Source organism: Aeromonas sp. L_1B5_3, from assembly GCF_963866575.1.
Classification (GTDB): Bacteria; Pseudomonadota; Gammaproteobacteria; order Enterobacterales; family Aeromonadaceae; genus Aeromonas; species Aeromonas jandaei.
The window spans coordinates 1-26,535 of record NZ_CAWMDN010000132.1; the positions used below are offsets into that span (position 1 = coordinate 1).

Sequence of the window (26,535 nt, forward strand, 5' to 3'; positions counted from 1 at the left end):
CGTCTTCTGAAAATGACATTTGGTATCTCTCATAAACGGATGTTTTTGAGAGAACTATCTTCGGCCTTCACACGCACGAAAGGCGGCGAAGCTCCGCCGTTAATCCGTCCGCCGGAGATCTCGCCCAGGCAGGCTGAAGGCCGAGCAAGCCTGACAGGCCCGAAAAGCCCGGCACGGGCGTCGGCGGCGATGACGGCGGCGGCATTATCCAGGGTTGATGATGGAAGTGGAGGATATCGACAACCTCTCGCGCAACCAAGACATCGCGGTCGGACTGCAAGTGATCTTGAAGCCACGGGCCCGTCCCACCCCGACATGGACCTCGATGCCCGAACGGACGTTAGATTTCGAGTTCTAGGCGTTCTGCGATGAAGGTTGGATCCCAGCCGGGATTGAAAGTGTCGACGTGGGTGAATCCGAGCCGCTCGTATAGGCCACGCAGGTTCGGGTGGCAGTCGAGCCGCAGCTTGGCGCACCCCTGCGTTCGCGCGGCATGGCGGCAAGCCTCGATCAGCGCGGAGCTGACACCCCGGCCCGCATGTGTCCGTCGCACCGCGAGCTTGTGCAGATATGCGGCCTCCCCCTTGAGGGCGTCGGGCCAGAACTCGGGATCCTCGGCCGACAAGGTGCAACAGCCGACGATGCCGTCGCTGCAACTCGCGACTAGGAGCTCGGATCTCAGGACGAAGGTCTCCGCGAATGTCCGGTCGATCCGCGCGACGTCCCAGGCGGGCGTTCCCTTGGCGGACATCCACGCCGCAGCGTCGTGCATCAGCCGCACAACCTCGTCGATATCACCCGAGCAGGCGACCCGAACGTTCGGAGGCTCCTCGCTGTCCATTCGCTCCCCTGGCGCGGTATGAACCGCCGCCTCATAGTGCAGTTTGATCCTGACGAGCCCAGCATGTCTGCGCCCACCTTCGCGGAACCTGACCAGGGTCCGCTAGCGGGCGGCCGGAAGGTGAATGCTAGGCATGATCTAACCCTCGGTCTCTGGCGTCGCGACTGCGAAATTTCGCGAGGGTTTCCGAGAAGGTGATTGCGCTTCGCAGATCTCCAGGCGCGTGGGTGCGGACGTAGTCAGCGCCATTGCCGATCGCGTGAAGTTCCGCCGCAAGGCTCGCTGGACCCAGATCCTTTACAGGAAGGCCAACGGTGGCGCCCAAGAAGGATTTCCGCGACACCGAGACCAATAGCGGAAGCCCCAACGCCGACTTCAGCTTTTGAAGGTTCGACAGCACGTGCAGCGATGTTTCCGGTGCGGGGCTCAAGAAAAATCCCATCCCCGGATCGAGGATGAGCCGGTCGGCAGCGACCCCGCTCCGTCGCAAGGCGGAAACCCGCGCCTCGAAGAACCGCACAATCTCGTCGAGCGCGTCTTCGGGTCGAAGGTGACCGGTGCGGGTGGCGATGCCATCCCGCTGCGCTGAGTGCATAACCACCAGCCTGCAGTCCGCCTCAGCAATATCGGGATAGAGCGCAGGGTCAGGAAATCCTTGGATATCGTTCAGGTAGCCCACGCCGCGCTTGAGCGCATAGCGCTGGGTTTCCGGTTGGAAGCTGTCGATTGAAACACGGTGCATCTGATCGGACAGGGCGTCTAAGAGCGGCGCAATACGTCTGATCTCATCGGCCGGCGATACAGGCCTCGCGTCCGGATGGCTGGCGGCCGGTCCGACATCCACGACGTCTGATCCGACTCGCAGCATTTCGATCGCCGCGGTGACAGCGCCGGCGGGGTCTAGCCGCCGGCTCTCATCGAAGAAGGAGTCCTCGGTGAGATTCAGAATGCCGAACACCGTCACCATGGCGTCGGCCTCCGCAGCGACTTCCACGATGGGGATCGGGCGAGCAAAAAGGCAGCAATTATGAGCCCCATACCTACAAAGCCCCACGCATCAAGCTTTTGCCCATGAAGCAACCAGGCAATGGCTGTAATTATGACGACGCCGAGTCCCGACCAGACTGCATAAGCAACACCGACAGGGATGGATTTCAGAACCAGAGAAAGAAAATAAAATGCGATGCCATAACCGATTATGACAACGGCGGAAGGGGCAAGCTTAGTAAAGCCCTCGCTAGATTTTAATGCGGATGTTGCGATTACTTCGCCAACTATTGCGATAACAAGAAAAAGCCAGCCTTTCATGATATATCTCCCAATTTGTGTAGGGCTTATTATGCACGCTTAAAAATAATAAAAGCAGACTTGACCTGATAGTTTGGCTGTGAGCAATTATGTGCTTAGTGCATCTAACGCTTGAGTTAAGCCGCGCCGCGAAGCGGCGTCGGCTTGAACGAATTGTTAGACATTATTTGCCGACTACCTTGGTGATCTCGCCTTTCACGTAGTGAACAAATTCTTCCAACTGATCTGCGCGGGAGGCCAAGCGATCTTCTTCTTGTCCAAGATAAGCCTGTCTAGCTTCAAGTATGACGGGCTGATACTGGGCCGGCAGGCGCTCCATTGCCCAGTCGGCAGCGACATCCTTCGGCGCGATTTTGCCGGTTACTGCGCTGTACCAAATGCGGGACAACGTAAGCACTACATTTCGCTCATCGCCAGCCCAGTCGGGCGGCGAGTTCCATAGCGTTAAGGTTTCATTTAGCGCCTCAAATAGATCCTGTTCAGGAACCGGATCAAAGAGTTCCTCCGCCGCTGGACCTACCAAGGCAACGCTATGTTCTCTTGCTTTTGTCAGCAAGATAGCCAGATCAATGTCGATCGTGGCTGGCTCGAAGATACCTGCAAGAATGTCATTGCGCTGCCATTCTCCAAATTGCAGTTCGCGCTTAGCTGGATAACGCCACGGAATGATGTCGTCGTGCACAACAATGGTGACTTCTACAGCGCGGAGAATCTCGCTCTCTCCAGGGGAAGCCGAAGTTTCCAAAAGGTCGTTGATCAAAGCTCGCCGCGTTGTTTCATCAAGCCTTACGGTCACCGTAACCAGCAAATCAATATCACTGTGTGGCTTCAGGCCGCCATCCACTGCGGAGCCGTACAAATGTACGGCCAGCAACGTCGGTTCGAGATGGCGCTCGATGACGCCAACTACCTCTGATAGTTGAGTCGATACTTCGGCGATCACCGCTTCCCTCATGATGTTTAACGCCAGAATTAAGCCGTGCCGCGAAGCGGCGTCGGCTTGAATGAATTGTTAGACGGCAAACTCGCGCCAATACTTATGCAGACCAAAAATATTTGACGAGCACAGCAGAGGCATTGCTGTCTTAATTTTATCTAGTGGCCAGTTCCACCACTCCATCTCCATGAGCAATGAGATTTCCTCATCGGAGAAGCGCTTCTTAATTTGCTTTGCGGGATTTCCCCCGATGATGGCATAAGGCTCTACATCTTTTGTCACCAACGAGCGACTACCTATCACGGCACCGTCTCCAATTTTGATGCCAGGCATAATCATTGCCTCCGAGCCTATCCAGACATCATTGCCAATGACGGTATCACCTGCTCTTTGGAAGGCGTCGAGTGCTCTTGAGAAAGCAGGCTCCTCTTGCATATAGAAGAAGGGGAAGGATGATGCCCAGTCATGCCGATGCCCCTGATTGCCAGCCATGATGAAGGAAGCCCCGCTTCCTATAGAACAAAAGCTGCCAATGATCAATTTATCAACGTCATCACGATCTGGAAGCAAGTATCGCGCGCATTCATCAAATGAGTGCCCGTGATAGTAGCCAGAGTAATAGCTATACCGGCCTACTCTGATATTTGGATTTTTCACTTGCTCAGAAAGAAGTTCCCCTTTGAAAGGGCTGTTAAAGTAGTTTTTCATCAGAGTTCGTGGAACCTTTTCTTGCCGTCTAACTTTGTTTTAGGGCGACTGCCCTGCTGCGTAACATCGTTGCTGCTCCATAACATCAAACATCGACCCACGGCGTAACGCGCTTGCTGCTTGGATGCCCGAGGCATAGACTGTACAAAAAAACAGTCATAACAAGCCATGAAAACCGCCACTGCGCCGTTACCACCGCTGCGTTCGGTCAAGGTTCTGGACCAGTTGCGTGAGCGCATACGCTACTTGCATTACAGTTTACGAACCGAACAGGCTTATGTCCACTGGGTTCGTGCCTTCATCCGTTTCCACGGTGTGCGTCACCCGGCAACCTTGGGCAGCAGCGAAGTCGAGGCATTTCTGTCCTGGCTGGCGAACGAGCGCAAGGTTTCGGTCTCCACGCATCGTCAGGCATTGGCGGCCTTGCTGTTCTTCTACGGCAAGGTGCTGTGCACGGATCTGCCCTGGCTTCAGGAGATCGGAAGACCTCGGCCGTCGCGGCGCTTGCCGGTGGTGCTGACCCCGGATGAAGTGGTTCGCATCCTCGGTTTTCTGGAAGGCGAGCATCGTTTGTTCGCCCAGCTTCTGTATGGAACGGGCATGCGGATCAGTGAGGGTTTGCAACTGCGGGTCAAGGATCTGGATTTCGATCACGGCACGATCATCGTGCGGGAGGGCAAGGGCTCCAAGGATCGGGCCTTGATGTTACCCGAGAGCTTGGCACCCAGCCTGCGCGAGCAGCTGTCGCGTGCACGGGCATGGTGGCTGAAGGACCAGGCCGAGGGCCGCAGCGGCGTTGCGCTTCCCGACGCCCTTGAGCGGAAGTATCCGCGCGCCGGGCATTCCTGGCCGTGGTTCTGGGTTTTTGCGCAGCACACGCATTCGACCGATCCACGGAGCGGTGTCGTGCGTCGCCATCACATGTATGACCAGACCTTTCAGCGCGCCTTCAAACGTGCCGTAGAACAAGCAGGCATCACGAAGCCCGCCACACCGCACACCCTCCGCCACTCGTTCGCGACGGCCTTGCTCCGCAGCGGTTACGACATTCGAACCGTGCAGGATCTGCTCGGCCATTCCGACGTCTCTACGACGATGATTTACACGCATGTGCTGAAAGTTGGCGGTGCCGGAGTGCGCTCACCGCTTGATGCGCTGCCGCCCCTCACTAGTGAGAGGTAGGGCAGCGCAAGTCAATCCTGGCGGATTCACTACCCCTGCGCGAAGGCCATCGGTGCCGCATCGAACGGCCGGTTGCGGAAAGTCCTCCCTGCGTCCGCTGATGGCCGGCAGCAGCCCGTCGTTGCCTGATGGATCCAACCCCTCCGCTGCTATAGTGCAGTCGGCTTCTGACGTTCAGTGCAGCCGTCTTCTGAAAACGACAACTCATTTCATCTATTTCCCTCCATTTTCTGGTCATTAAGGTCTCTTCGAGACTTTTGACCATGGGGGTCAGTGTACCTTGCCCTATTGACCGGGAGGAGACCATGGCACTGATAGGTTACGCACGTGTTAGTACGGGAGGTCAGAGCCTGGAAGTCCAGCTTCGAGCTCTGGCCGAATGCAATAAAGTTTTCCAGGAGAAGGTTAGCGGTGCCAGTGATGATAGACCGCAACTTACTCTCCTGTTGGATTATGTGAAGGAGGGAGATGTGATGATGGTTACCAAGCTGGATCGTCTGGCTCGTAATACTCGTCACCTATTGGAAATATCAGAATTTCTACAACAAAAGCAAGTTGCATTGCGGATATTGAATCTGGGGATCGATACCTCGACGCCTACCGGCAAGTTAATGCTCACCATGATCGGTGCTATCGCAACTTTTGAGCGAGAGCTGATGTTAGAGCGACAAGCAGAAGGTATTGAGTTAGCCAAGCGACGAGGTGTGTATAAGGGCCGTAAGCCTACCGCAATGGCAAAAGGTAATGAAGTTCTTGCATTGGTTGCCAAAGGGTTACCCAGATCTGAAATTGCAAAACGTACGGGGATCAGTATCTCCAGTGTGCAACGCATTCTCAGGTCTCAGAGCAACTGAAAAATAGTGTGGTTTACCGTTCCTGACGATAGCCATACACATCTATTTGATCATAGTTATTCGGTGAGATAAAAAATGAAAAAACTGACATTTTGCTTACTACTAACTCTTATGTCTGGAAGTCAATCAATTCAGGCGGCAGAACCGTTCACCGGTTTTCTGCCAGCACTAGTACAGGACAAAACCGGGAAACCATTTTGGTGCAACGCACACTTAAATTTAAACAGAAAATGCATCGCAACTGAAATAAGTAATCTTTCTATGGTCATTGTGCGCAGTCAACCATTCGGTGACTGTGAAGCTGGTATGTGGGGGTGGATCTCCACAGCTGGCTCTCCACACAAAATTGCCATTGGTTATACAATTACACCCGATGAAAAATTCAATCTTTCACTGAAAGATATGTGTCGACCTGGCACTGTTGTCAAATTTCAACCAAACAAGAAGTATAAAAACGAGGAAGACCTAGTTGGTTTTTACAATGGCAAAGAAATATTCAGATATCTGGGGCGTAAATAACCAGATGCTTTTAAGATATGAGTAAATGCTACGAGGATTTTTATGAAAGACATACATCGGTATTTATTGGCCTCGACTCTGATATTTTCGGCCCTAGCCTGCAATGCGCAAGAGCAACGCTACCTCGCTATCCAGCACACTGACACCGTTTACGCAAACCAAGGCGTCTGTGCGTATCACTTCTCTTTAGATAGTGGTGGGGCAGACGAGTTTGGTCATTTGTATATCACGCTGCAGTTTAATGATAAGAAGGGCAAAGCGCTGGCCGAATCAACTCTGGAGGTTGAATCGTTCGGCGGGAGCTCCGCTACTCGTTATGGTGGCGGTTTTACGGAGGTTGATTGCGGACAGGTTGAGCAAGCCAAGTCTATCGCCATTATTCAGGCGACCGAAGTCTTTGCACATAACCAAGTTACCCGGCTCCCAATCTCCACCTTCACACCCGAGTTTCATCAACCACTTAAGATCACCGTAGGCGGCAAGTAGCCCGCTCAGAAAAAAAATAAAGCCAAAGGGCGTCACCGTGATGGTGACGCCCTTTTTCATTTCCAACCCTTGATGAGGATCATCATCCCATGACACGACATTTCATTATTGGCGATCACTTGGTAACACCACAGCCTGAAGGCCATCATCATGGCCTCTTTGTTGGCCATGACCTGGTCATTCACTGTCGACTATCCCCTTCCGGAGAGCACTCAGGCCAACTGGCGTTGACCTCGCTGGCTGAATTCAGCCAGAACAACGCTATTGAGGTCTGGCCCCATGTCCAACGCCTGTTCTGTCGAGAGGAGAGCCTGACGCGGGCCTACGCACGGCTCAATGAAGGTGAACAAGGCCAGCCATTTGCCACTAGCGAACAATTTGTTACCTGGTGCATTGAAGGGGTTCAGCATCCCCCGAAGCTGCTGCAGACCGCGGTAGCAACGGTAGTGGCAGCCGAAGTGGCCCGCCATACGCTGGGCAAGGCGGCCACCAGTGCAACCGCAGGGCTTGCTGCCAGTACTCTGGCCACAACTGCTGGCGGTAGTGGGGCTGCTGCGACGGTAGTGTCGATCACCGGCATTGCTTCAGCCCCGCTGTTAGCGCCTCTTGCAGTAGGCGCCGTTGCTGCCTATGGCGTCAGCAAACTATGGGATTGGCTCAAAGACTGAATCGATACGAGGATACATCATGACAATTCCTTTTCACCGGGATGGCTTTAGCCTGCTTGTGACAGAGCCACTGCTGGTACTACTCAATCAGGAAGCCGTGAAATATGACTTCGACCTTGAACAACTCACCCGGCTTACCTTCAGCTTTCGCAACCCTGACTATCAACCTCAAAGCGGTGGGGTCCATCCGGTCGAGATCCAGCTGATACGTGGTCTTGATGGTTGGCTATTCGACTACGTCACTGATTTTAGCTACCAAGGCTTGGGACAAGATACCGAGCTCTGCAAAGAACTCGACTTCAACTTCCTGGATAACGAGCACTACCTGCAAGGCTGGGGACCGCTCCCCATGGCGGATGCCCAAGAGTTATTCAACATGTGGCAGAACAGTTTTCTTGCCTACGCCCAGCTGGGCTTTTTTACCGTCACCGTCACTGGTGACTGAGGAGGCATGATGCCCAAACAACCGATAGCCGTTGAGTTGGAGGCCATCAATCGAGAGGGAGAGATACAGGTGGTACGTGACAGCGGCCTGACGGTTCAGGGCTACAGCGTCTACCTGCGGGCCGTCGAAGCCAGCGGACTGGCCCTAGCCACCTGGGTCGCTGACTACGACACCATAGGACCGGCTTACCAACTGGCGGAACGGCTGAGTATTGCACTCGCTATCCCCCTCACTGTACTGGTCCCCGAATCGCTGGTGCCAGTGAAGAGTGAGCCCACAGCCATGGCAGCCCCCATCACGACGGTCAACTGAACTACCCTCAAAGTGAACCAACAACACCTCTGCATTTAGCCCCGGTCTGCCTCGCGCTGCCGGGGTCTTTCTTTTTCAGGAGACCACCATGCGTTACCACAAACTCAAAGCCGGGGAATGCCCCGGCACTTATGTCGTCACTGAACCGGTGACCGAGCAAGACCTGCTGCGCATCGCCAACCAGATTGCTCGCAAACGCCTGGCCAAAGGCACCGCCATTACCAGTACTACAGAGGCCGCCGGGCGGCTGCAAACCCTGCTGCAGGACCGAGAGCATGAAGTGTTTGGTGCGCTATTCCTTGACTCCCAGCATCGCGTGCTGGCCTTTGAAGAGCTGTTTCGCGGCACCCTCGATAGCGCCAGCATCTACCCTCGGGAAGTGGTCAAACGGGCCTTGTTACTCAATTGCGGGGCCATCATCGCGGTGCACAATCACCCCAGCGGTGACCCGGAACCTAGCCAATCTGACCGGGTCTTTACCCAAACCCTCAAAGAGGCCTTGGCCTTGGTCGATGTCCGGTTGCTCGACCATCTGGTGGTCGGCGCTGAGGGCGTAGTCTCGCTGGCCGAGAGAGGCCAACTATGACTCTAACCCCAGGCAAAACCCACCTCACCGCCCTCGATATCCTCCTCGAATTGCGCTGCTGGCTTGCTGACAACATCGAGATGCAGGCCGAGCCCGCCATCGTGGCTCACCTGCCTAACGGCTACCTGCTCACCCAAGCTGACTGTATCGAGGCTATCGATGCGCTGCTGCATCAGCTACGCCATTAGCTACTCAAAGAAGGGACAAGCACCATGCGATTACCCAATCCCTATTCCCTTGAGGAAACCCTCGAGAAGCTGCGCCATAGCCTGACAGCCGTCAGCAACGAAGATGCGCTGACGTTGCTGGAGAAGGCCGTCACCAAGGCCCATGATGACGAGGCCTATGCCAAGCAGTTTGAAGAGACCTTGCTGCAAGGCTCCACCATCGAGATACGCGAGTGTCTCAGCTGCTTTGGCGACTACTTCGATCGCTCCAGAGACACACCGCCCTATTACCCGCATCACGATGCCGTCAACGGCATTGATTGTGCGCTCTACGCCATCTTGTTTGATGTTGCTCACCCAGACGCAGAACAGGCGCAGCAATAACATACAGACCGATCGTTCACCCGGATCATTAGAGCCAACACCATGATCCGGATATTCCGACACAACCCACAGGGCCACCTCACCAAAGGTGGCCTTTCGCATTTCAAGGAGTCACCCCATGTCTGCCTTCATGATCGACCGCCAGGATTACCTGGCCTTTGCCGTACAGTTGCACCGTTTTTGCAATGCCCCGATGCCACCGCACTACACCCTTGAGTTGCTGCGCACCCTCTGGTGGTTCCCGCCAGCAGACACGACCAGTACCTGGACATGGCGAGTTGATCGGTTGGTACGGTTGATGATGCTCGCCAACAGGCGGGCGGTCTGGCATCGCTATCAGTTAGGACGCCAGCAAGACCAGAAGGAACCACGCCAGCGTGGCTCAACCAAACTGGGACCGCTTAAACCTGCCCACCGTTACCACCAGGCACCACTCAACGATGCCGCACTGGTAGCCCTCTACAAATTCACCTGCTGTGCCCTGTACCAATCGAGCGAATGGAGCGGGAGCCCCGAGCAGGCTCCACGGCTGGTGAAGGTAATACAGCAGTTGCAGCAAGCGCTGGCGCAAGACGTGCTGACTCGGTTGTCACTGTGGGACCAAGCTCCTTGGGGAGAGATGTGATGAACCTTTCCATCACTCTGACAGTGACAAGCTCACCACCGAGCTCAACTGCCCAGATAGCTCAACGTATCGCCGATGACATGGCACACCTGCATCACCGTCTAGGGGATGGGGTCAGTGATGAACTGGGCATCAGCATCAGTTACCTGGTTGAACAGTTTGAGCTGTTGGCAGCGGCTTACCGCATACCAGCGGAAATGGAGAAACAACAATGATTGAATTTACCGACAGCTTTAGCCAGGCCGCTTGGCAGAGGCTATTCAAGGTGTGGGAGAACGTACCGTGGGACGACGTCACCCCGCTGCAGAGGAACTAATCCTCTCCCTAAAGGGAGAGTTCAATCATGGGCTGCCCATTCTGGCGGCCCTTTTTGTTTCATGGAGAAACATCATGATCGAGTTCAACGATAGCTTCACTCAGATCGCAGTAGCTCAGGCAATGAGCGCACATGGCGATTTGCATAGGCTCATTGCCTATCAGCTCACCTTCCCGAAGTGGGCACACGACTATGACGAGACCGGCAAGCGCACTGGCCCCGACAAGATCAAGCCCGTGCCAACGATGCACAAGACCTCGCTGTTCGTGAGTCCACTGGACATGGTGGACAACCTGCCCCGCGAGATTAGCTTTGCGTGGTGGGAGCGTGAGTGCAACGACCTCGGCTATCCCGTTGGGGAGTGGAGACGCACCATTGTGGGTGCCTACGTCAACCACGGCACCAACGACAACCCAAACTGGAGCAGCCACACATGAGCATCTTCGAGCACATGACATGGGGACTGGGCACCCCGAACCTGCCCAAGCTGGGGGCTCGAGCCATTTTGCAACGTGGTTATATTGATTTCCTGGGCGACCGTGCCGGTATGTACGGCGAGCCAGACGAGGCGTGGCGGGCCGAGTGCGACACGGTGCTGCCGCACTTCCTGCGTGAGTTAACCAAGATGGCCAAGGCATACCAGATATGCACCGACATGGACGAGGTGTTTCGCCTTGAACACAAGGGCTGGGTGTGTGAAGCCAGTCCGAGGCGCAGCTACGGCTACCTCTACCTCGACATCTACCACCCCGCTAGTTAGCGGGGTGTTTGTTTCAAGGATAAATATCATGAACAAGTTCTATCACGTGGGCACACTGGCCCGCCGTGAAGTCACCGCCCTGCTGCACACGCTGACGCACAATGCAGCCGCCAATGCCGAGGGGATCCTCAACTACGTGGGCAGCAAGCTGAACCCCTACGACCCGCGTAAAGAGAAGACCAAGGCACGGCACACATTGCGCCGGGTCAAGAAGGCTCTGAAGGTAGGGCGTATCCCGCTTGAGCTCACCGTGACGGGTTGCCGCATCGACCGTGGCAGCCATCAGGCAGACCGCTACTACTACGACCGCACGCTGCTGGCTCAAGGTTGGCAGCAATACGACACAGAGGAAGATGCTTGGTACTTCGGCATCTGGATTCACACAGAGAAGCTGGAGACCTTTACCTACGCCGAAGGGGATACCAGCCATGTGATTGCGCCAAACGTTGAGGCGTTTCGCGCTGAATTGGCGCGGCTCTATCAGTACCACCCGCAAGCCCCGGCGTTTATCAGCATCGACCCGGAGGCGGGCGTTGTAACCCGCCATTTTGAAGCCAAACCGGAGGTGTGAAATGGCCAAGAACATCGCCATCAAGGTGCCAGGCAAACATCCGCGAACCGGCGAGCTCACGACTTTCGAGCTCAAGGGGCAGCGCATGGATATCGACATCGGCGGCCAGGCTGTGCCTTTTCTCATTCACGGAAGGGGCATCGGCACCTCGCTCACCCACATCCCGAGTGGCTACCGGATAGCACTGCTCGGCGGCTGGCTCACCGCGCGTTACGCAATCCCTGAGAATAAGCCCAGCAGAACGGCCTGCGCCCAGATGGCAATAGACCGACTGGTAGCCCAGTACGGCTCGCTGCACCTGTTGTACCGACTCAATTGCAAGCCGGTTATCAATCAGATGTAACGCACAACACGACCCAGACAACAAGGAACGATGCAATGACCAACCCCCTACCTGTTAGTACCGATGCAACACCTAACCCACTGGCAGGCCATTCGGTGCTGCAGATGCTGGATGTCGCCATGAGTTCCATCATCGGCGATTACGATGACGCAGACCTGGTACCAGAATGGCAATGGGTCAAGCGTATGGCCTCCCATGAACATGTCGGTGTGAAGGATGACTCCGCCTATGAGTACACCCTGAACCTGGCTATGGAGCTCGATGCCTACCCGCCAACGTTACAACCCTTGCTCGCAGCAGCAACACAAGCTGGGGTGAGCTACATCCTGTTTTACAACGACTAGCCACTGCGCCTGTCACTGCGGCCCGGCAGCTTTCTGCAGCTTCGGCACCAACAGACACGACCACCCAGCCCAGCTCATTTACACACTGCATAAAGGGCCAGCCCTCTCAGGCTGGCCCTTGGCATCATTGGAGTCACCGAACATGACCCGTCTTATCACCGGGCTCGAGGTGCATCGCTATGCCCCCGAGCTTAACAAACTGCATCTGCGCAACCGGCAGACGTTACCAGCGCCCGGCATCACCACCATCAGGGAAGCCAAAGCCCACCTGTTTGGCCGCTGGCAGCCGGGGCATCAGGTGACCATCACCGTGAGCCATCCCGACTACGTCAATCTCTCCCGGCTCTATCGGGGACGGCTGGCAAACCTGACCGAGCTCCCAGAGCATCTGACCAGAATACGCCTGCGTCACAACGTGCCCGGCACCCGCATCAACATTCAACTGAGGTATCGCTGATCATGACCACGACAACCACCCACACAAATGGCCAACAACCTGCCGATCCAGACCAGCCCACGCGGATTTTTGCACAGTGGGGCTTGCCCCACACCGTTACACCGCGCTTTGGCGCTCGTCTCATTCAGGAACATCATCGCCTGCACTTTTTGTCCGACCGGGCCTCATTGATTGGCGAATGGGAGGAGGTGGCTATCGACAGGCTGGAAGCAGCATTCCCTACCATCATCACAGAATTGGAAAGCAAACTGCTGACTGGCGAGCTGGATGCTCGATGCCAGCAACGTATCACCATCCAGCACAGTGGGTTTACCTGCGAAGCCGATACCCTGGGCAGCTATGGCTATGCCTATATCGCGATTTACCCTGCGACGAGCATGGACGCCAATCCTGACCGCAAGGCGTGACCACACATTCGCTTGTGGTAACATTTTTACACCTACTCGTCCGTGAAAAGTGTGTAGGTCGTGGAGAAGGCCAATACGTGGCCTTCTCTTTGTTTTTTATGACCTTAACCAGGGCGGTATCATCACGTCCTGAACCTGACTGACTCCAACTTTTCCGGTATCATGCGTGCCATGTTTCATTAGAGAGCAAGATACCGACATGCCATTTTTGGATTGGGTAAATAAGAATCAGGCCAGGGCAATCAGCACCCAAGTGCCGTACCACCTGCTGCAAAAAGAAGCCGAATTTGGCACCCCATCAGAGAATTTGGTGATCCAGGGCGATAACCTGTTGGCTCTGCGCGCGTTGATGCCCCTCTATGCTGGTCGCGTCAAGTGCATCTTCATCGACCCGCCTTACAATACCCAATCAGCCTTTGAGCACTATGATGACAAGCTGGAACATAGCCAGTGGCTCTCTATGATGTATCCACGTCTGGTGCTATTACGGGATTTGCTGACTGATGATGGCAGTATCTGGGTTACGTTGGATGATAATGAAGCCCATTACATGAAAGTTATGATGGATGAGATTTTTGGAAGAAATTGCTTTGTCACAAATGCTGTGTGGGAGAAAGCCGACTCACCAAGAAATTCAGCACGTCAATTCTCATCTGATCATGATCACGTACTCGTATATTCAAAAAATACCGACTGGCAACCCAATCGACTTCCAAGAACTGTCGAGTCTAATTCTATTTACACAAACCCGGACAATGATCCACGGGGCCCGTGGCTGCCTGGCGACCCTTATGCAAACAAACCATATTCTAAAGGCTTGTATTCAGTGACCGGCCCAACTGGGAGGGTATTTTCACCACCACCTGGTAGATATTGGCGTATTTCAGAGGACAAGTTAAATGAATTAGACCTAGACAATAGAATTTGGTGGGGACCTAAAGGGGACGCGAGACCCAGTATAAAGAGGTACTTGTCGGAGGTTTCTGATCTTGTACCTCGAACACTCTGGAAGCGAGATGATGTGGGTAGCAACAGGACATCAAAAAATGAGATGAGGTCCCTTTTCCCGGATGAATCCTCTTTCAGCACGCCCAAACCAGAGGCCCTGCTCAAGCGAGTCCTGTTGCTTAGCACAAATGTTGGTGACTTGGTGCTGGACTCATTTTTAGGCTCAGGTACTACTACAGCCGTTGCCCACAAAATGGGGCGTCGCTATATCGGTATCGAAATTGGCGAGCATGCCACGACCCATTGTATTCCACGCCTGCAAAAGGTGATTGAAGGCGAACAGGGAGGGATATCCCAAAGCGTTGAGTGGCAAGGTGGCGGTGGCTTTGGTTTCTATACCCTGCATCCCGAGCCGGTGTTTCAAGCCAATGGTCAAATTCGTCCTGACATCAAATTTGAACCGCTGGCGGCCTATATCTGGCATATGGAAACTGGCGTGGGCAGTAACCAGACCATGGACTCACCATTGCTTGGTGTGCATAACGGCATCGCTTACTACCTGCTCTACAACGGCATTTTGGGTGATCGTCGCCCACAAGGGGGGAATGTGCTCACTCGCCCCATACTGGCCTGGCTGCAAGCTGAGTACCCTCATGATGGCCCTATAGTGATTTATGGCGAGTCGATCCGGATCGGTGAGGAGCGCCTGGCTCAGGCCAATGTGACCTTCAAACAGATCCCCTATGATGTCGTCTTGCGCTAACGAGGTATCCCGTGACTTTTTCGCTTAAGCATTATCAAGAACGCGCTCTCAACTCCTTACGTCATTTCTTTGGCCAACTGGCAAATCAGGCTGACCTGCACAAGGTGTGGCGAGAGCAGCCCTTCCAGCAGGAGTTTATCGCTCGAGGTGAACCGACATTGCCCTATCAGGCCAAGGCATTTGGGGATGTGCCTTGTGTCTGCCTGCGGTTGCCAACAGGGGGTGGCAAAACCCTGCTGGCTGCCCATGTCATTGGCGACGTGTCACGCCATTACACCTTTAATGAAGCGCCCGTAGCCCTGTGGCTCGTGCCCTCTGATGCTATTCGTGAGCAGACCCTCAAGGCCCTGATGAACAAGCAGCATCCTTACCGCCAGTCACTTGACCTGCGGTTTAACGATAAGGTTCGGGTATGCACATTAGAGAGCCTTGCCACTGTCGGGCCTCATGAGGTTGGCACCAATGCGATCATTGTGGTGGCAACTATTCAGGCGTTTCGTGTGGCCGATACCACACAGCGCAACGTCTACTCCTTTGACGAATCACTGATACACCATTTTACCGACGTCACAAGCACACTGATGCCGGGGCTAGAAGTGGTCACAGAAGCAGACCTCGTCGCTCAGCCTTTTCTCACTACGGCAGATCTTGGTCGCGTCAAAGCCTCGTTGGCAAACTGGCTGCACTTGCACAAGCCGGTAATCATCGTTGACGAGGCTCACAATAGCCGCACTCAAAACAGTTTTGAAACGCTGAAGCGCTTTAACCCCAGCGCCATCGTTGAGTTGACCGCGACTCCGGTTAAAGGCTCAAACGTGCTCTATCACGTCAGTGCTCAAGAGCTCAAAAATGAGGAGATGATCAAACTCCCGATCATGCTGGTCGAACATGTGACTGGTTGGCAGGATGCTGCCCGTGATGCCATCTTGAGGCAACGTCAGCTGGAAACCCTTGCCCAGAAGGAGCCGGAATATCTGCGTCCTATCGTGCTATTCCAGGCAGAACCAAAGGGTAAAAGTGTAACGGTCGAAGTATTGGCCCAACATTTAGAGACCGTAGAGAAGATACCCAAAGAGCAGATCGCTATTGCAACCGGCACACAGAAAGAGCTGGATGGTGTGAACCTTTTTGATCCCGAGTGCCCGATTCGTTACGTCATTACGGTTGAAGCCCTCAAAGAGGGTTGGGACTGCTCCTTCGCTTATATCCTGTGCAGTATGCAAGAGTCGCGCAGCGCTAAAGATGTAGAGCAGTTACTCGGGCGAGTATTGCGGATGCCATATGCCAAAGCTCGCAAGCACCCCGAACTCAATCAGGCCTATGCACACATCACTGCACGCAGCTTTGGTGAGGCGCTGCACAGCATCCAGGATAATCTGGTCAATAACATGGGCTTTGATCCGATGGATGCCGCTTTGGCACTCCAGTCACAGCCAGCGGGGAACAACAACCTTTTCAACGATGAAAGCGATGGCAGTGGTGGGTCCGCCCCCAGCCAGCCGTCCATGAGTGTACCGTTGCCAGTAATGCCGCAAACCCCCGTACCGGCAGAGCTACAGGACAAGATCGAAATTCGCCCTACTCAAAGCGGATCAACCGTATTGATCCATGGGGAGATGACTCAAGAGGTTGAGGATTTCATTCTAACTGGTATGCCCAAGAAACATCAGGCGATGGTGCAGCAGCGAATGGAGCAGGAAAAGGCCCGCCATGACGCCCAGACCAGCCCAAGTGCTCGAGGCATTGTATTCCGTCAACTGCCGCTGCTTTGCTGGCGTGATAACGGTTTTGCTTCTCTCGCTGATACCGAGTTGTTTGAAGAGTTCAGTAACTTTAATTTGCTGAATGAAGCGATCGAACTCCCTTATTTTGCGGTTAATGAGCAGGCAAAATCCTGGGCATTGGATATGGAACTTGGTCGGCTGTCATCAAGCTTTGTTTCGGCCACACAAATGAATCTAAACGGCATCCAGTCAGCCAATACGGAACAGGACTTGATTGGATGGCTTGATAGCCAGTTGCGTCAACCCAACGTGTTCCAGCGCGATATGCAGGCCTATTTGACCCAGATGCTGGCCTACCTCACCCATACCCGCAAAATCACGTTGACAGCGTTAATACGTGGGAAATTTCAACTCGCCGATGCGTTGCAACGAGACATTCTTGCTCGCCGCAAGCGAGCTGGTGAAAAAGGTTTTCAGCAAGAGCTGTGCAACATGGAAGCGGCCAAAGTTGACGATGGCATGGAGTTCTTTTTTAACTTCAAGCCGCAGTACTATGCTGGGCGCCCACCTTACTACAAGGGCACATACCGCTTCCAAAAGCACTATTACGGTAGTGCTCTAATACATGACCTACGGGAAAAAACCTCTGCTGGTAAATGGGCTGAAGAGTTTTTGTGTGCACGTGCAATCGATGAGCATCCCAAGGTAAAACATTGGGTTCGCAACGTAGAGAAAGAACCTCGACTCTCTTTCAAACTTCCTGTGGCAGGTGGCTATTTCTATCCGGATTTCGTGTGTGAATTGACGGATGGTCGTTTGCTAGTTGTCGAATACAAGGGTCAACACCTGCAAGATAACTCGGATAGTCGGGAGAAAGCAGCGGTTGGAGCACAATGGGAGAAAACCAGTGGTTGCCAATGCCTTTTCTTGATGGCAACAGCAGACCACAATGGTGCTGACGTCGTTGCTCAGCTGAATAGGAAAATTGATAACTGAAAAGATAATGCGCCTTATTAAGGCGCATTATCTATTGTCGTAATTAACAATCGAGAGCAATGACATGGAATTGTGGCTAACAAGAGCGGGTTCTCATGGTGAGTTTGAGCAGAAGTTTTTGGAAGAAGGACGAATCTATCTTAACTGGGGCGATCTTACAGCTAACTTATCACAGCTAGAAGACCGTACGGAGTTGCTCACGCTACTGGAACGAACCTATCCAGACGAGAAGGCAAAACGCCTGATAAACCATTGCAGTCAGATTTGGCCTTTTGCCAAGGTTATGGAAATAGGTGATTGGGTTGTTCTTCCTTCCAAGCGGCAACCGGTGATTTATGTTGGCCGTATAACGAGTAATTACGTCCACGAACCAGTAGGCCCTGCCCCCTATTATCATTGGCGGTCCGTTGAATGGTTCGGCCAAGAGATACCGAGGTCTCATTTTGGTCAGGATTTGCTCTATAGCTTTGGGGCATTCATGACCATATGCCGAATTCATCGCAACCATGCATTGTCTCGTCTTCAAGCGATGGCTAAACAAGACTGGCAGCCAGAAACAACCAGCTCTTTAATGCAGGCAACTACAACCCCCCAATTAACCAACGATGTTGCATCTGATGAAGAACAGGGTGAATACAATCTAGCCGACCTAGCAAAACAGCAAGTAGTGCGCCTCATTGAATCACGATTTAAAGGACATGAGCTGACCCGCTTAGTTGCGGCAATTCTGAAAGCACAAGGTTATACCGTGTGGCAGAGCCCGGAAGGTGCTGATGGGGGAGCGGACATACTTGCAACAAACGGGATGCTGGGTTTTGGTAACCAGACAATCTGCGTTGAGGTTAAATCCGGGGTCGGTACTATCGACAGACCAACCGTCGACAAGCTTTTAGGCGCAATGTCTAAGTTCAACGCAAACCATGGCTTATTTGTAGCATGGGGTGGTTTCAAACAGCATGTACAAAAGGATATGGCCAACTGCTTCTTCCGGCTGCGTCTTTGGTCTCAAGATGAACTCTTAGAGCAGCTGTTTTCGGTCTATGACAAACTTGACGACGAGCTAAAAGCTCAGTTACCCCTCAAACGGGTATGGACCGTAGTACTAGATGAATGAGCATGCAGATACCTGCAACATTATTGAAAAAATACAGTGAGTCACTAGTTTTCAAGACCTATCTTTGGGATGTGATCCACTCCTTGGATATGGCTGTCTTTTTTACTTAATCTATATCTACTCAATCAGACAAGTAAGTGCGGGTAGCATTACGGGATAACCAACATCAAGGAGATTAGTTTGTCTGAACTGAATTATCAAAAACAAGCACAGGACTACTATGGGAAGGCACCCGTCATCATCTTGGGTAGCGGTGCCTCAGCGGCGCATGGGATGTCAGGAATGAGTGCGTTAGCTACTTATTTGGTTAATAATACTGATATTTCAGGTTTGTCTGCTGGCGAGACTGAGACTTGGGTTAAGTTCTGCCAACTTCTGAAAGATAAGGTTGACTTGGAGTCAGCGCTACATCAAGTAACTGCTTCTGAAGAACTAACATCAAGAATAGTTATGGCTACTTGGACGATGATTAACTCTGAAGACAATGACGTTTTTCTGAAAAGCCTTCAGGATAATACAATATTTCCATTGAGCCTGCTTCTTGAACATATGTTCAAAAGCAACCTAAAAATAATCAACATAGTCACTACAAACTATGATCGTTTGGCTGAATATGCCTGTGATCAAGGGCGTATCCATCATTATACCGGCTTCACTCACGGTTTCTTCCGCCAGCTTGCGCCCCCTACAGAAATCACCTCTGTACGCAGGGCAAATATCTGGAAGGTTCACGGTTCTCTAGATTGGTTCCAGTCTCCCCTAGAGGATACAGTCGCTATCTCAAATATCAAAAATATACCAGATAACTACCAATCACAAATTGTCACCCCAGGCACTCAAAAGTACCATAAGACCCATCTTGAACCGTTTCGTTCAATTATAAATAACGCTGACCAAGCAATCAATGAAGCAGGTTCTTACCTTTGTATAGGTTATGGTTTTAATGATGAACATATTCAACCAAAACTGATGATGAAGTGTCTTCGACAGAAAACACCTATAACTATTATTACTTATGCACTTTCCGACTCAGCTAAAAAACTTATTCTTGAAGGTAAAGCACAGAACTATCTAGCAATCGAACGGGGTGAAACAGACGATCAATCTATCGTCTATTCCTCTCTGGATAAGATCCCACTGAAGGTGGAAAGGAATATTTGGAGTCTTGAAGGTTACTTATCACTCATCATGTAAGGAAAAAATATGCCAATTTTTAATTTTAAAGACGAAGACGCACTAGGAAAGGTTGCCTCTGTCGATACAGCAAACGTGATCATCGACGTGGAGAATGTCGATCAACTCAAGAGATTGCAAGTGAACCATTTGGCCGTGCTTCAAAGCTGCAGGCCCGGCCAACACCTTATCGGCCTCATTACGCAGGTAACCCGTAAGCGTGGCGTCGAAGACATTATCAATGACGGTATCAACGACCACACTTCAGAGTTAAATCTTTGCCGTATAGCTCTGATTGGCACCATGCTAGATCGTGATGGCGAAAAGGAAAACGTGTTCCGTCGCACTCTCGAAAGCGTTCCTGAGATCGATGCTAACTGCTTCTCGCTTGAAGGTGAAAACCTCACAGGGTTCATGCGTACCCTTTCCAGCGTCTCAGGCGAAGGCAATGCCCTGACCCTTGGCAAATACACACTTGATGAACATGCTGTTGCCTACCTCAACGGCAACAAGTTTTTCCAGCGCCACGCTTTTATCGGTGGCAGCACCGGCTCGGGTAAGTCCTGGACAACGGCCAAGATTATCGAACAGATGTCCGGGCTTAAGACAGCGAATGCCATCGTCTTTGACCTCCATGGCGAATATTCACCATTGGTAGGAGCAGGCATTCAACACTTCAAGGTCGCCGGACCAGCAGACGTTGAGGCTAAACGCACCATCAGCGATGGAGTGCTTTACCTGCCTTACTGGCTGCTTTCCTACGAAGCACTTGTGTCCATGTTTGTGGATCGCAGCGACCAGAATGCGCCCAACCAGGCCATGATTATGTCCCGTGAGATCAATCAGGCGAAACAAAAATACTTGGATGACAACGGTCAGCACGATGTTCTGAAACACTTCACTATCGATAGCCCGGTTCCCTTCGATCTCAGCGATCTTATGGGAAGATTGAATAAGATCAACGTAGAGATGGTTCCGGGAGCAGGTGGAAAAGACAAGCAGGGTGATTTCTTTGGAAAGCTTGCACGTATGATTTCCCGCCTTGAGAACAAAATCTCCGATAGACGACTTGGCTTCATGTTCAACGGTGGTGGGGATGTGCTGGATTTTACCTGGCTTGAAAAATTCACGACTGCCGTACTCGGGAGCACCGATGAAAACGGCAATGCAGGGATCAAAATCATCAACTTCTCGGAAGTGCCTTCAGACGTCCTACCGCTTATCGTATCTCTTGTTGCGCGAGTTACATTCTCTGTCCAACAATGGACGCCCTCTGAGCTACGCCATCCGATTGCACTGCTGTGTGACGAGGCGCACCTCTACATGCCTCAGCGCAGCATGGCAGACTCTGCGGATGATATTTCCCTCGATATATTTGAGCGGATCGCAAAGGAGGGTCGCAAGTACGGGGTCAGCTTAGTAGTAATCAGCCAGCGTCCGTCCGAAGTTAATAAGACGATGCTTAGTCAGTGCAGTAACTTCGTTTCCATGAGGCTGACGAATGCAGAGGATCAGGGCGTTATCAAACGACTTCTTCCTGATAGCCTAGGCGGATTCAGCGACATCTTGCCAACCCTCGATACAGGCGAAGCCCTGGTCGTCGGTGACGCCAGTTTGTTGCCGAGCCGGATCAGGATCGACGAGCCCAAAAACAAACCGAATAGTGGTACGGTCAATTTCTGGGATGAATGGCAAAAGCCCGTCAAAGATAAGCGCTTGTCGATTGCGGTTGATAACTGGCGCAAGCAGAATATTCAGTAGCCGCATGTTTAATCCGGAAGCAGCTGGGTAGTTACTTCCGCTTGCACTGACACTTCCAACCAAAAGAGATAACACCTATCAAGCCACACGGCTATAGACGTTATCTTCTCCACGTTGAAGTGCATGATGATCACTCTTGTGCCATTGGTGATAGCCTGCTTGCGTCGACGTGACAGTCCAAAATGATTCAACGAGATAGCATACCAGCCAACACCAGATGGCATAGTGGATGGCACAGAAAAAATCGCACATAAAGAAAAACCCCAAGTGATTCAATCACTTGGGGTTATCATTTGGCGGTGAGGGAGGGATTCGAACCCTCGATACGTTGCCGTATACACACTTTCCAGGCGTGCTCCTTCAGCCACTCGGACACCTCACCAAATTTTGGTCTGTTGTTTAACGTGTTCAGCCAACACGGTGTTCGCTGCGCCGTTGCGCTGGAACGGGGCGTAATTTATGGGAAAGCCCCGCCCGCGTCAACGGCTTTTTTGGCAAAACAGATCATTCGCGGAATTAATGTACAGATTCCGGCGCGACCTGCATTTCAGGCAGGTTGAGGAAGCCCAAACGCTCGCATTCGGAAACCACTTCATGGGTCGCGGCAATGGTGCTCTGCACAAACAGCAGGAACTGCTCGACACTCAGACCCGCCTTGGTAAACACGGTGTGGCCAATGACCAGACGCGGCAGGTTGTCGTCGATGATATCGAGGAATACCTTGAGCGAGGGGTACTGCATATTGAAGCGACCGAGTTCAGCCACCAGCGGCAACAGGGCCGAAGGACGCACTTCCAGCTCGGATGAGAACAGCAGACCTTCCTCTTCCACGAAGATCCGGCTCTCCTGAATGCCATCGACCGACTGCAAGGAGACAATGTGGATACCATGGCACTGATCGCAAACGTAGTGCTCGATACGAGCCTGTTGCAACCAACGCATGATCATTTCGGAGCTGGGGATATTCATTATTTCCACGACAAGATTGGGATCGAGGGGCGCAGTCTAAACCAATTTTCCGGCAACCAAAAGCACGCCAGCCCAATAACCGCGCAGCTTGCTTCTTTTTGGCAAGCGCTATGCATATACTCAGCCCAATCCACGGCTACGCTTGCCCCACAGGGGGCCCCATGACCATCCAAGAAAAGTATCGCCTCCATCTGAAATCCCTCTCGGATGAGCTGCTCGCCCTGCAAAAACCGATTCGCATTCTGGATGCCATCAAGTGGCCACGACAGACCCAGGAGCGCTTTCTGGCCGATGGGGGGCGCACCCTGCCGGCCATCGACCGCCGTTTCTACGAAGCCCTCCCCCTTGGCTTTGAGCCGCGCAACAAATATCTCGAACTCAAGGAGCTGCGAGACAGGATCCGCAGAAAGCTGGGACCACAAGATGATCTGGGGCTCATCCTGCAAGAGACGGTAGATCAATACATGGTGGTGATCGAGATGCTGCGCCAGCGCGGCCAGTCCGATTTTCAGCGTTATAGCCAGCTGCTCTACGGCTCGGCCAGCGATCATCTGCGCGGCGATCGCAAGACCCTCAAGGAGCTGGGTGCTCGCCTGTGCGATATCTTCTCCCTGCCCGGCGCTCGCCATCTGGTACGCCCCTACCCCAAGGAGTTCGAAGGGGAAGCGGCGGTGGCCAAATTGCAGGGCAAGCTGTCGAGCTATTTCAGTGACGGCACCGTGCAAGTCAAGCTGAGCGATGGCATCGTCTCCGACGCAGCGGCCGGCGGCGATTACATCAAGCTCAACTCCCACGCCCGCTTCTCCGAACTCGATCTGCAGGTGCTGGAAGTGCATGAGGGGTGGGTACATGTGGGCACCACCCTAAACGGCCGCCAGCAGCCCTACGCTACCTGGCTGAGCGCCGGCTCGCCGCGCATTACCGCCTGTCAGGAGGGGTTGGCCGTCCTGATAGAGACCCTCACCTTTAGCTCCTTCCCGGATCGGGCCAAGCGCATCTCCGATCGGGTGATGGCCATCGACATGGCCGAGCGTGGTGCCGACTTTATTGAGGTGTTTCAGCACTTTGTAGGCCAGGGCACCAGCGAGCACGATGCCTACAAGATCACCCAACGGGTATTTCGTGGCGGCATGGTCGAAGGGGGCGCCTGCTTTACCAAGGACCTCTCCTATGTGCGGGGTTATGTGGAAACGGTCAACTTCATCCGCAGCGCCGTGCTGGAAGGAGTGCCCGAGATCCTGCCGATGCTGTTTGTCGGCAAGGTGACGCTGGACGATATTCCGGTGATCTATCAGCACTATCTGGAGGGGCTGATCGCCGCGCCCCGCTACCTGCCGCCGATGTTTCGCGATCTCACCGGCCTCTATGTCTGGTTTGGCTTTGCCTCCGGCATGTCACTGGTCGATATCGGCCGGGTACAGCAGCACTTTCGCCAGCTGTTTCACCGCCTGCCGGTGGCTGATCCCATCATTGCCCCCGTCGATATCGAGATCGACTGAACTGCCAATAGAGAAAAAGGGCGCCAGATTGGCGCCCTTTTTTATTCATACCTTATCCAAAGCGCGGGTTATTTGAACGCCCGTCCCTCCAGATAGTGTTTGCGGCAGAGCGACACATAGCGATCGTTACCACCGATCTCCACCTGCTCGCCATCGCGCATCACCTGCCCGGCTTCATTGACCCGGGAGTTCATATGGGCCTTGTTGCCACACCAGCAGATGCTCTTCAGCTCTTCGAACTTGTCGGCCAGACAGAGCAGATGGTAGGAGCCGGGAAACAACTCGCCACGAAAATCGGTCTTGAGGCCGTAGGCGATCACCGGAATATCCTGCTCGTCAACGATACGGGCCAACTGATAGACCTGCTCCTTGGTCAGAAACTGAGCCTCATCCACGATAAAGACATCGATGTGCTTGTTGGCATGGCGCTCTTTGACCATCTCGAACAGATCGCAGGTATCGCTGAACACTTCCACTCTCAGCTCAAGACCCACCCGGGCACTGATCACGCCAACACCGAAACGATCGTCGATGGCTGGGGTCATGGCCAGCGGGTGCATCCCCCGCTCCAGATAGTTGAAGTGTGCCTGAATGAGCTGGGTCGATTTGCCTGAATTCATGGTGGCAAACTTGTAGTGCAGTGAAGCCATGATACTGTTCCGAAACTGAATTTATGGGGCGCATGCTAACCAAAGCCCCCGCCAAAACCAAGGGGCCCGTGGGCCCCTTGCTCTATTAATGTTATGCCGTCGCGAGCGCTGGCTGCGCTTTGGCCTTTTTCAGGTGGTAACTGGTAAAGAGCACAAACCAGAGGGCGCTGACGCTGAAACCGGCAAAACCGGAGTGCATCAACCCCATCACCAGATAACCGAGAGCGGCACCGAAGGCGATGGCCAGCGCATAGGGGAGCTGGGTCATCACGTGGTCGATGTGATGGCAACCTGCCCCTGTCGCAGAGAGGATGCTGGTACTGGAGATGGGAGAGCTGTGATCCCCGAACACCGAGCCCGCCAAAACAGCAGCCAGCATCGGCAGCATCAGGCTGATATCGCTGGCCGCAGCCATGTCACCGGCCAGCGGCAACATGATGCCGAAGGTGCCCCAGCTGGTGCCGGTGGCAAACGCCATGGCACAGGAGAGGATGAAGACCACGGCCGGCAGCACCTCGATTGGCAGATTGCCGTTGGCCAGAGATGCCAAGTACTTGCCGGTCTCCACATCGCGCACTACGGCACCGATGGTCCATGCAAACAGCAGGATATTGATGGCCGGCAACATGGCCATGACGCCTTGCGGGGCAGCCTTGATCCAGTTTTTGGCGCCAAGCTTCAGACGCATCGCCAGACCGATGGAAACCACCAGACTGCAGATTGCACCGTAAACCAGCGAAGAGCCTACATTGGTGTTTTCAAACGAACCAAGCACGCTAAATGGCAGCCCTTTTTCGCTCAGGGCAGCGGCACCCGAGTCAATCATGAAATAGACGGTGGCGGCGGTCAGAGTCAGGATCGGCAGCACCATGTCGATCATGCCGCCATTGCTCTCCTCCGGGCTCTCCATATCCAGCCCGATGGGACGCCCCTTGGATTCATCCCACAGCTTGCCTTCCAGCGCCCACTGCTCGTGTTGACGCATCGGGCCGATATCGAGCTGAAACGCGATGACTACCAGCACCATGATCAGGGTGAAGACAGCGTAGAGGTTCATCGGGATCATCTCGACAAACGCAGAGATGGGGCTCTGATCGGTCAGACCGTGCGCCGCCATGATGCCGCCAACCAGCGCGATGATATAAGCGCCCCAGGAAGAGATCGGCATCAATACGCAGACTGGCGCAGCGGTGGAGTCCAGCAGATAAGCCAGCTTGGCACGGGAGATCTGGAAGCGGTCGGTCACCGGACGGCAGATAGCACCCACCGACAAGCTATGGAAAAAGTCATCGATGAAGAAGGCAAACACCATCATGCCGGTGAGGGTCTTGGCCCCTTTGCGGGTCTTGGCACGCTTGGCGGCCCACTCGGCAAAGGCACGGGTTGCACCGGATACACTCATCAGACTGATGAGGCCGCCCAGCAGCAGCATAAAGAGCAGCATGTTGATGTTGTCACGGTTGAGTGCGCCATCAACCCAGAAAATCTTCAGCACGGTACCCAGCAGATATTGCAGGGAGTCGAGGGGGGAAAACTGATTGAGCAACAGACTGCCGGTTAAAATACCGACGCCAAGCGACAGCAGCACGCGGCGGGTCAGGATCGCCAGGGCGACAGCCAATAAGGGGGGAAGTACGGACCAACCGGAGTCGGCAAAATGACTAATGTCCATGATCTCTTTTCACCTAAAGAAAACAGGTGGAGATCTACCGAGAGGA

The 26,535-nt window shown here is 53.5% G+C and carries 33 protein-coding genes and 1 tRNA gene; 25 read left to right on the plus strand and 9 right to left on the minus strand.

Annotated elements, in window-relative coordinates; all coding sequences use genetic code 11:
* Positions 1 to 340 precede the first annotated feature (340 nt).
* The 5 genes from AACR93_RS16935 to AACR93_RS16955 all read right to left on the minus strand — a co-directional run bounded on the left by AACR93_RS16935 (position 341) and on the right by AACR93_RS16955 (position 3,794).
* Complete coding sequence (locus AACR93_RS16935) at positions 341 to 841, minus strand: GNAT family N-acetyltransferase (RefSeq protein ID WP_000376623.1); 501 nt, start codon at positions 839 to 841, stop codon at positions 341 to 343.
* A 127-nt stretch (positions 842 to 968) separates the two neighbouring features.
* A complete protein-coding gene (sul1, locus tag AACR93_RS16940; RefSeq protein WP_000259031.1) occupies positions 969 to 1,808 on the minus strand; it encodes a sulfonamide-resistant dihydropteroate synthase Sul1 in 840 nt (279 codons plus the stop codon).
* Positions 1,802 to 2,149: a quaternary ammonium compound efflux SMR transporter QacE delta 1 gene (locus tag AACR93_RS16945; RefSeq protein WP_000679427.1), complete on the minus strand. Its 348-nt coding sequence runs from the start codon at positions 2,147 to 2,149 to the stop codon at positions 1,802 to 1,804. Before AACR93_RS16945 ends, sul1 begins: the two co-directional genes overlap by 7 nt.
* A 163-nt stretch (positions 2,150 to 2,312) precedes the next feature.
* Entirely contained in the window at positions 2,313 to 3,104 is a 792-nt protein-coding gene (aadA1, locus tag AACR93_RS16950; protein WP_001206316.1) for an ANT(3'')-Ia family aminoglycoside nucleotidyltransferase AadA1, read from the minus strand.
* Between the two features lie 57 nt (positions 3,105 to 3,161).
* Positions 3,162 to 3,794 (minus strand): type B-3 chloramphenicol O-acetyltransferase CatB8, encoded by a 633-nt coding sequence (locus tag AACR93_RS16955; protein ID WP_002075262.1) that lies wholly within the window; start codon positions 3,792 to 3,794, stop codon positions 3,162 to 3,164.
* Positions 3,795 to 3,962: 168 nt separating this feature from the next.
* Here AACR93_RS16955 and intI1 point away from each other — a divergent pair, with 168 nt between their 5' ends.
* From intI1 to AACR93_RS17075, 24 genes are all read left to right on the plus strand, one after another.
* Positions 3,963 to 4,976 (plus strand): class 1 integron integrase IntI1, encoded by a 1,014-nt coding sequence (gene intI1, locus AACR93_RS16960; protein WP_000845048.1) that lies wholly within the window; start codon positions 3,963 to 3,965, stop codon positions 4,974 to 4,976.
* Between the two features lie 305 nt (positions 4,977 to 5,281).
* Positions 5,282 to 5,830, plus strand: a complete 549-nt coding sequence (locus tag AACR93_RS16965) for a recombinase family protein (protein ID WP_043851438.1) — start codon at positions 5,282 to 5,284, stop codon at positions 5,828 to 5,830.
* Between the two features lie 75 nt (positions 5,831 to 5,905).
* Positions 5,906 to 6,349, plus strand: coding sequence for a hypothetical protein (locus tag AACR93_RS16970; RefSeq protein ID WP_082044144.1), 444 nt, complete (start codon positions 5,906 to 5,908; stop codon positions 6,347 to 6,349).
* Between the two features lie 42 nt (positions 6,350 to 6,391).
* A complete protein-coding gene (locus tag AACR93_RS16975; protein WP_052497091.1) occupies positions 6,392 to 6,835 on the plus strand; it encodes an IrmA family protein in 444 nt (147 codons plus the stop codon).
* Positions 6,836 to 6,924: 89 nt separating this feature from the next.
* Positions 6,925 to 7,503, plus strand: a complete 579-nt coding sequence (locus tag AACR93_RS16980) for a hypothetical protein (RefSeq protein WP_043851439.1) — start codon at positions 6,925 to 6,927, stop codon at positions 7,501 to 7,503.
* A gap of 19 nt (positions 7,504 to 7,522) precedes the next feature.
* Positions 7,523 to 7,948, plus strand: coding sequence for a DUF2787 family protein (locus AACR93_RS16985; protein ID WP_043851440.1), 426 nt, complete (start codon positions 7,523 to 7,525; stop codon positions 7,946 to 7,948).
* 9 nt (positions 7,949 to 7,957) lie between these two features.
* The gene (locus AACR93_RS16990; RefSeq protein ID WP_043851441.1) at positions 7,958 to 8,260 is read left to right on the plus strand and encodes a hypothetical protein; all 303 of its coding nucleotides are present in this window, start codon (positions 7,958 to 7,960) and stop codon (positions 8,258 to 8,260) included.
* An 88-nt stretch (positions 8,261 to 8,348) separates the two neighbouring features.
* Positions 8,349 to 8,846: a RadC family protein gene (radC, locus tag AACR93_RS16995; protein ID WP_043851442.1), complete on the plus strand. Its 498-nt coding sequence runs from the start codon at positions 8,349 to 8,351 to the stop codon at positions 8,844 to 8,846.
* Positions 8,843 to 9,034, plus strand: a complete 192-nt coding sequence (locus AACR93_RS17000; protein WP_043851443.1) for a hypothetical protein — start codon at positions 8,843 to 8,845, stop codon at positions 9,032 to 9,034. Before radC ends, AACR93_RS17000 begins: the two co-directional genes overlap by 4 nt.
* Positions 9,035 to 9,058: 24 nt before the next feature.
* Positions 9,059 to 9,397 carry a hypothetical protein gene (locus AACR93_RS17005; protein WP_197077974.1) on the plus strand — a complete coding sequence of 113 codons (339 nt, stop codon included), beginning with the start codon at positions 9,059 to 9,061 and terminating at the stop codon, positions 9,395 to 9,397.
* Positions 9,398 to 9,515: 118 nt separating this feature from the next.
* A complete protein-coding gene (locus AACR93_RS17010; protein WP_043851444.1) occupies positions 9,516 to 10,022 on the plus strand; it encodes a hypothetical protein in 507 nt (168 codons plus the stop codon).
* Positions 10,022 to 10,237: a hypothetical protein gene (locus tag AACR93_RS17015; RefSeq protein WP_043851445.1), complete on the plus strand. Its 216-nt coding sequence runs from the start codon at positions 10,022 to 10,024 to the stop codon at positions 10,235 to 10,237. The genes AACR93_RS17010 and AACR93_RS17015 overlap by 1 nt, the downstream gene beginning before the upstream one ends.
* A gap of 175 nt (positions 10,238 to 10,412) precedes the next feature.
* Positions 10,413 to 10,775 (plus strand): hypothetical protein, encoded by a 363-nt coding sequence (locus tag AACR93_RS17020; RefSeq protein ID WP_043851446.1) that lies wholly within the window; start codon positions 10,413 to 10,415, stop codon positions 10,773 to 10,775.
* Positions 10,772 to 11,098 (plus strand): type IV toxin-antitoxin system YeeU family antitoxin, encoded by a 327-nt coding sequence (locus tag AACR93_RS17025; RefSeq protein WP_043851447.1) that lies wholly within the window; start codon positions 10,772 to 10,774, stop codon positions 11,096 to 11,098. Before AACR93_RS17020 ends, AACR93_RS17025 begins: the two co-directional genes overlap by 4 nt.
* A gap of 28 nt (positions 11,099 to 11,126) precedes the next feature.
* Entirely contained in the window at positions 11,127 to 11,669 is a 543-nt protein-coding gene (locus AACR93_RS17030) for a hypothetical protein (protein ID WP_043851448.1), read from the plus strand.
* A gap of 1 nt (position 11,670) precedes the next feature.
* On the plus strand, positions 11,671 to 12,012 hold the full coding sequence (locus AACR93_RS17035; protein ID WP_043851449.1) for a hypothetical protein: 342 nt from the start codon (positions 11,671 to 11,673) through the stop codon (positions 12,010 to 12,012).
* Positions 12,013 to 12,047: 35 nt separating this feature from the next.
* Entirely contained in the window at positions 12,048 to 12,356 is a 309-nt protein-coding gene (locus AACR93_RS17040; RefSeq protein ID WP_082044145.1) for a hypothetical protein, read from the plus strand.
* 142 nt (positions 12,357 to 12,498) lie between these two features.
* On the plus strand, positions 12,499 to 12,813 hold the full coding sequence (locus tag AACR93_RS17045; RefSeq protein WP_043851450.1) for a hypothetical protein: 315 nt from the start codon (positions 12,499 to 12,501) through the stop codon (positions 12,811 to 12,813).
* A gap of 2 nt (positions 12,814 to 12,815) precedes the next feature.
* Positions 12,816 to 13,220 (plus strand): type IV toxin-antitoxin system YeeU family antitoxin, encoded by a 405-nt coding sequence (locus AACR93_RS17050; protein WP_082044146.1) that lies wholly within the window; start codon positions 12,816 to 12,818, stop codon positions 13,218 to 13,220.
* Positions 13,221 to 13,419: 199 nt separating this feature from the next.
* On the plus strand, positions 13,420 to 14,931 hold the full coding sequence (locus AACR93_RS17055; RefSeq protein ID WP_043851451.1) for a site-specific DNA-methyltransferase: 1,512 nt from the start codon (positions 13,420 to 13,422) through the stop codon (positions 14,929 to 14,931).
* A gap of 11 nt (positions 14,932 to 14,942) precedes the next feature.
* The gene (locus AACR93_RS17060) at positions 14,943 to 17,651 is read left to right on the plus strand and encodes a DEAD/DEAH box helicase (protein WP_043851452.1); all 2,709 of its coding nucleotides are present in this window, start codon (positions 14,943 to 14,945) and stop codon (positions 17,649 to 17,651) included.
* A gap of 64 nt (positions 17,652 to 17,715) precedes the next feature.
* Complete coding sequence (locus AACR93_RS17065) at positions 17,716 to 18,765, plus strand: restriction endonuclease (RefSeq protein WP_043851453.1); 1,050 nt, start codon at positions 17,716 to 17,718, stop codon at positions 18,763 to 18,765.
* Positions 18,766 to 18,945: 180 nt separating this feature from the next.
* Complete coding sequence (locus tag AACR93_RS17070) at positions 18,946 to 19,959, plus strand: SIR2 family protein (RefSeq protein ID WP_043851454.1); 1,014 nt, start codon at positions 18,946 to 18,948, stop codon at positions 19,957 to 19,959.
* A gap of 9 nt (positions 19,960 to 19,968) precedes the next feature.
* Positions 19,969 to 21,699 carry an ATP-binding protein gene (locus AACR93_RS17075; RefSeq protein ID WP_043851455.1) on the plus strand — a complete coding sequence of 577 codons (1,731 nt, stop codon included), beginning with the start codon at positions 19,969 to 19,971 and terminating at the stop codon, positions 21,697 to 21,699.
* Positions 21,700 to 21,993: 294 nt separating this feature from the next.
* Here the strand turns inward: AACR93_RS17075 and AACR93_RS17080 are convergent.
* Positions 21,994 to 22,081 (minus strand) — tRNA-Ser (locus AACR93_RS17080).
* A gap of 134 nt (positions 22,082 to 22,215) precedes the next feature.
* Complete coding sequence (locus AACR93_RS17085) at positions 22,216 to 22,641, minus strand: YbjN domain-containing protein (RefSeq protein WP_033114573.1); 426 nt, start codon at positions 22,639 to 22,641, stop codon at positions 22,216 to 22,218.
* Positions 22,642 to 22,829: 188 nt separating this feature from the next.
* On the opposite strand from AACR93_RS17085, the gene AACR93_RS17090 reads away from it, so the two are divergent.
* The gene (locus AACR93_RS17090) at positions 22,830 to 24,167 is read left to right on the plus strand and encodes a flavohemoglobin expression-modulating QEGLA motif protein (protein ID WP_043851456.1); all 1,338 of its coding nucleotides are present in this window, start codon (positions 22,830 to 22,832) and stop codon (positions 24,165 to 24,167) included.
* A 68-nt stretch (positions 24,168 to 24,235) separates the two neighbouring features.
* On the opposite strand, the gene AACR93_RS17095 is transcribed toward AACR93_RS17090, so the two are convergent.
* Both AACR93_RS17095 and AACR93_RS17100 read right to left on the minus strand, forming a co-directional pair.
* Positions 24,236 to 24,817, minus strand: coding sequence for a thymidine kinase (locus AACR93_RS17095; RefSeq protein ID WP_041207468.1), 582 nt, complete (start codon positions 24,815 to 24,817; stop codon positions 24,236 to 24,238).
* Between the two features lie 91 nt (positions 24,818 to 24,908).
* Positions 24,909 to 26,489: a Na+/H+ antiporter NhaC family protein gene (locus AACR93_RS17100; RefSeq protein ID WP_033114566.1), complete on the minus strand. Its 1,581-nt coding sequence runs from the start codon at positions 26,487 to 26,489 to the stop codon at positions 24,909 to 24,911.
* Between the last annotated feature and the right edge of the window lie 46 nt (positions 26,490 to 26,535).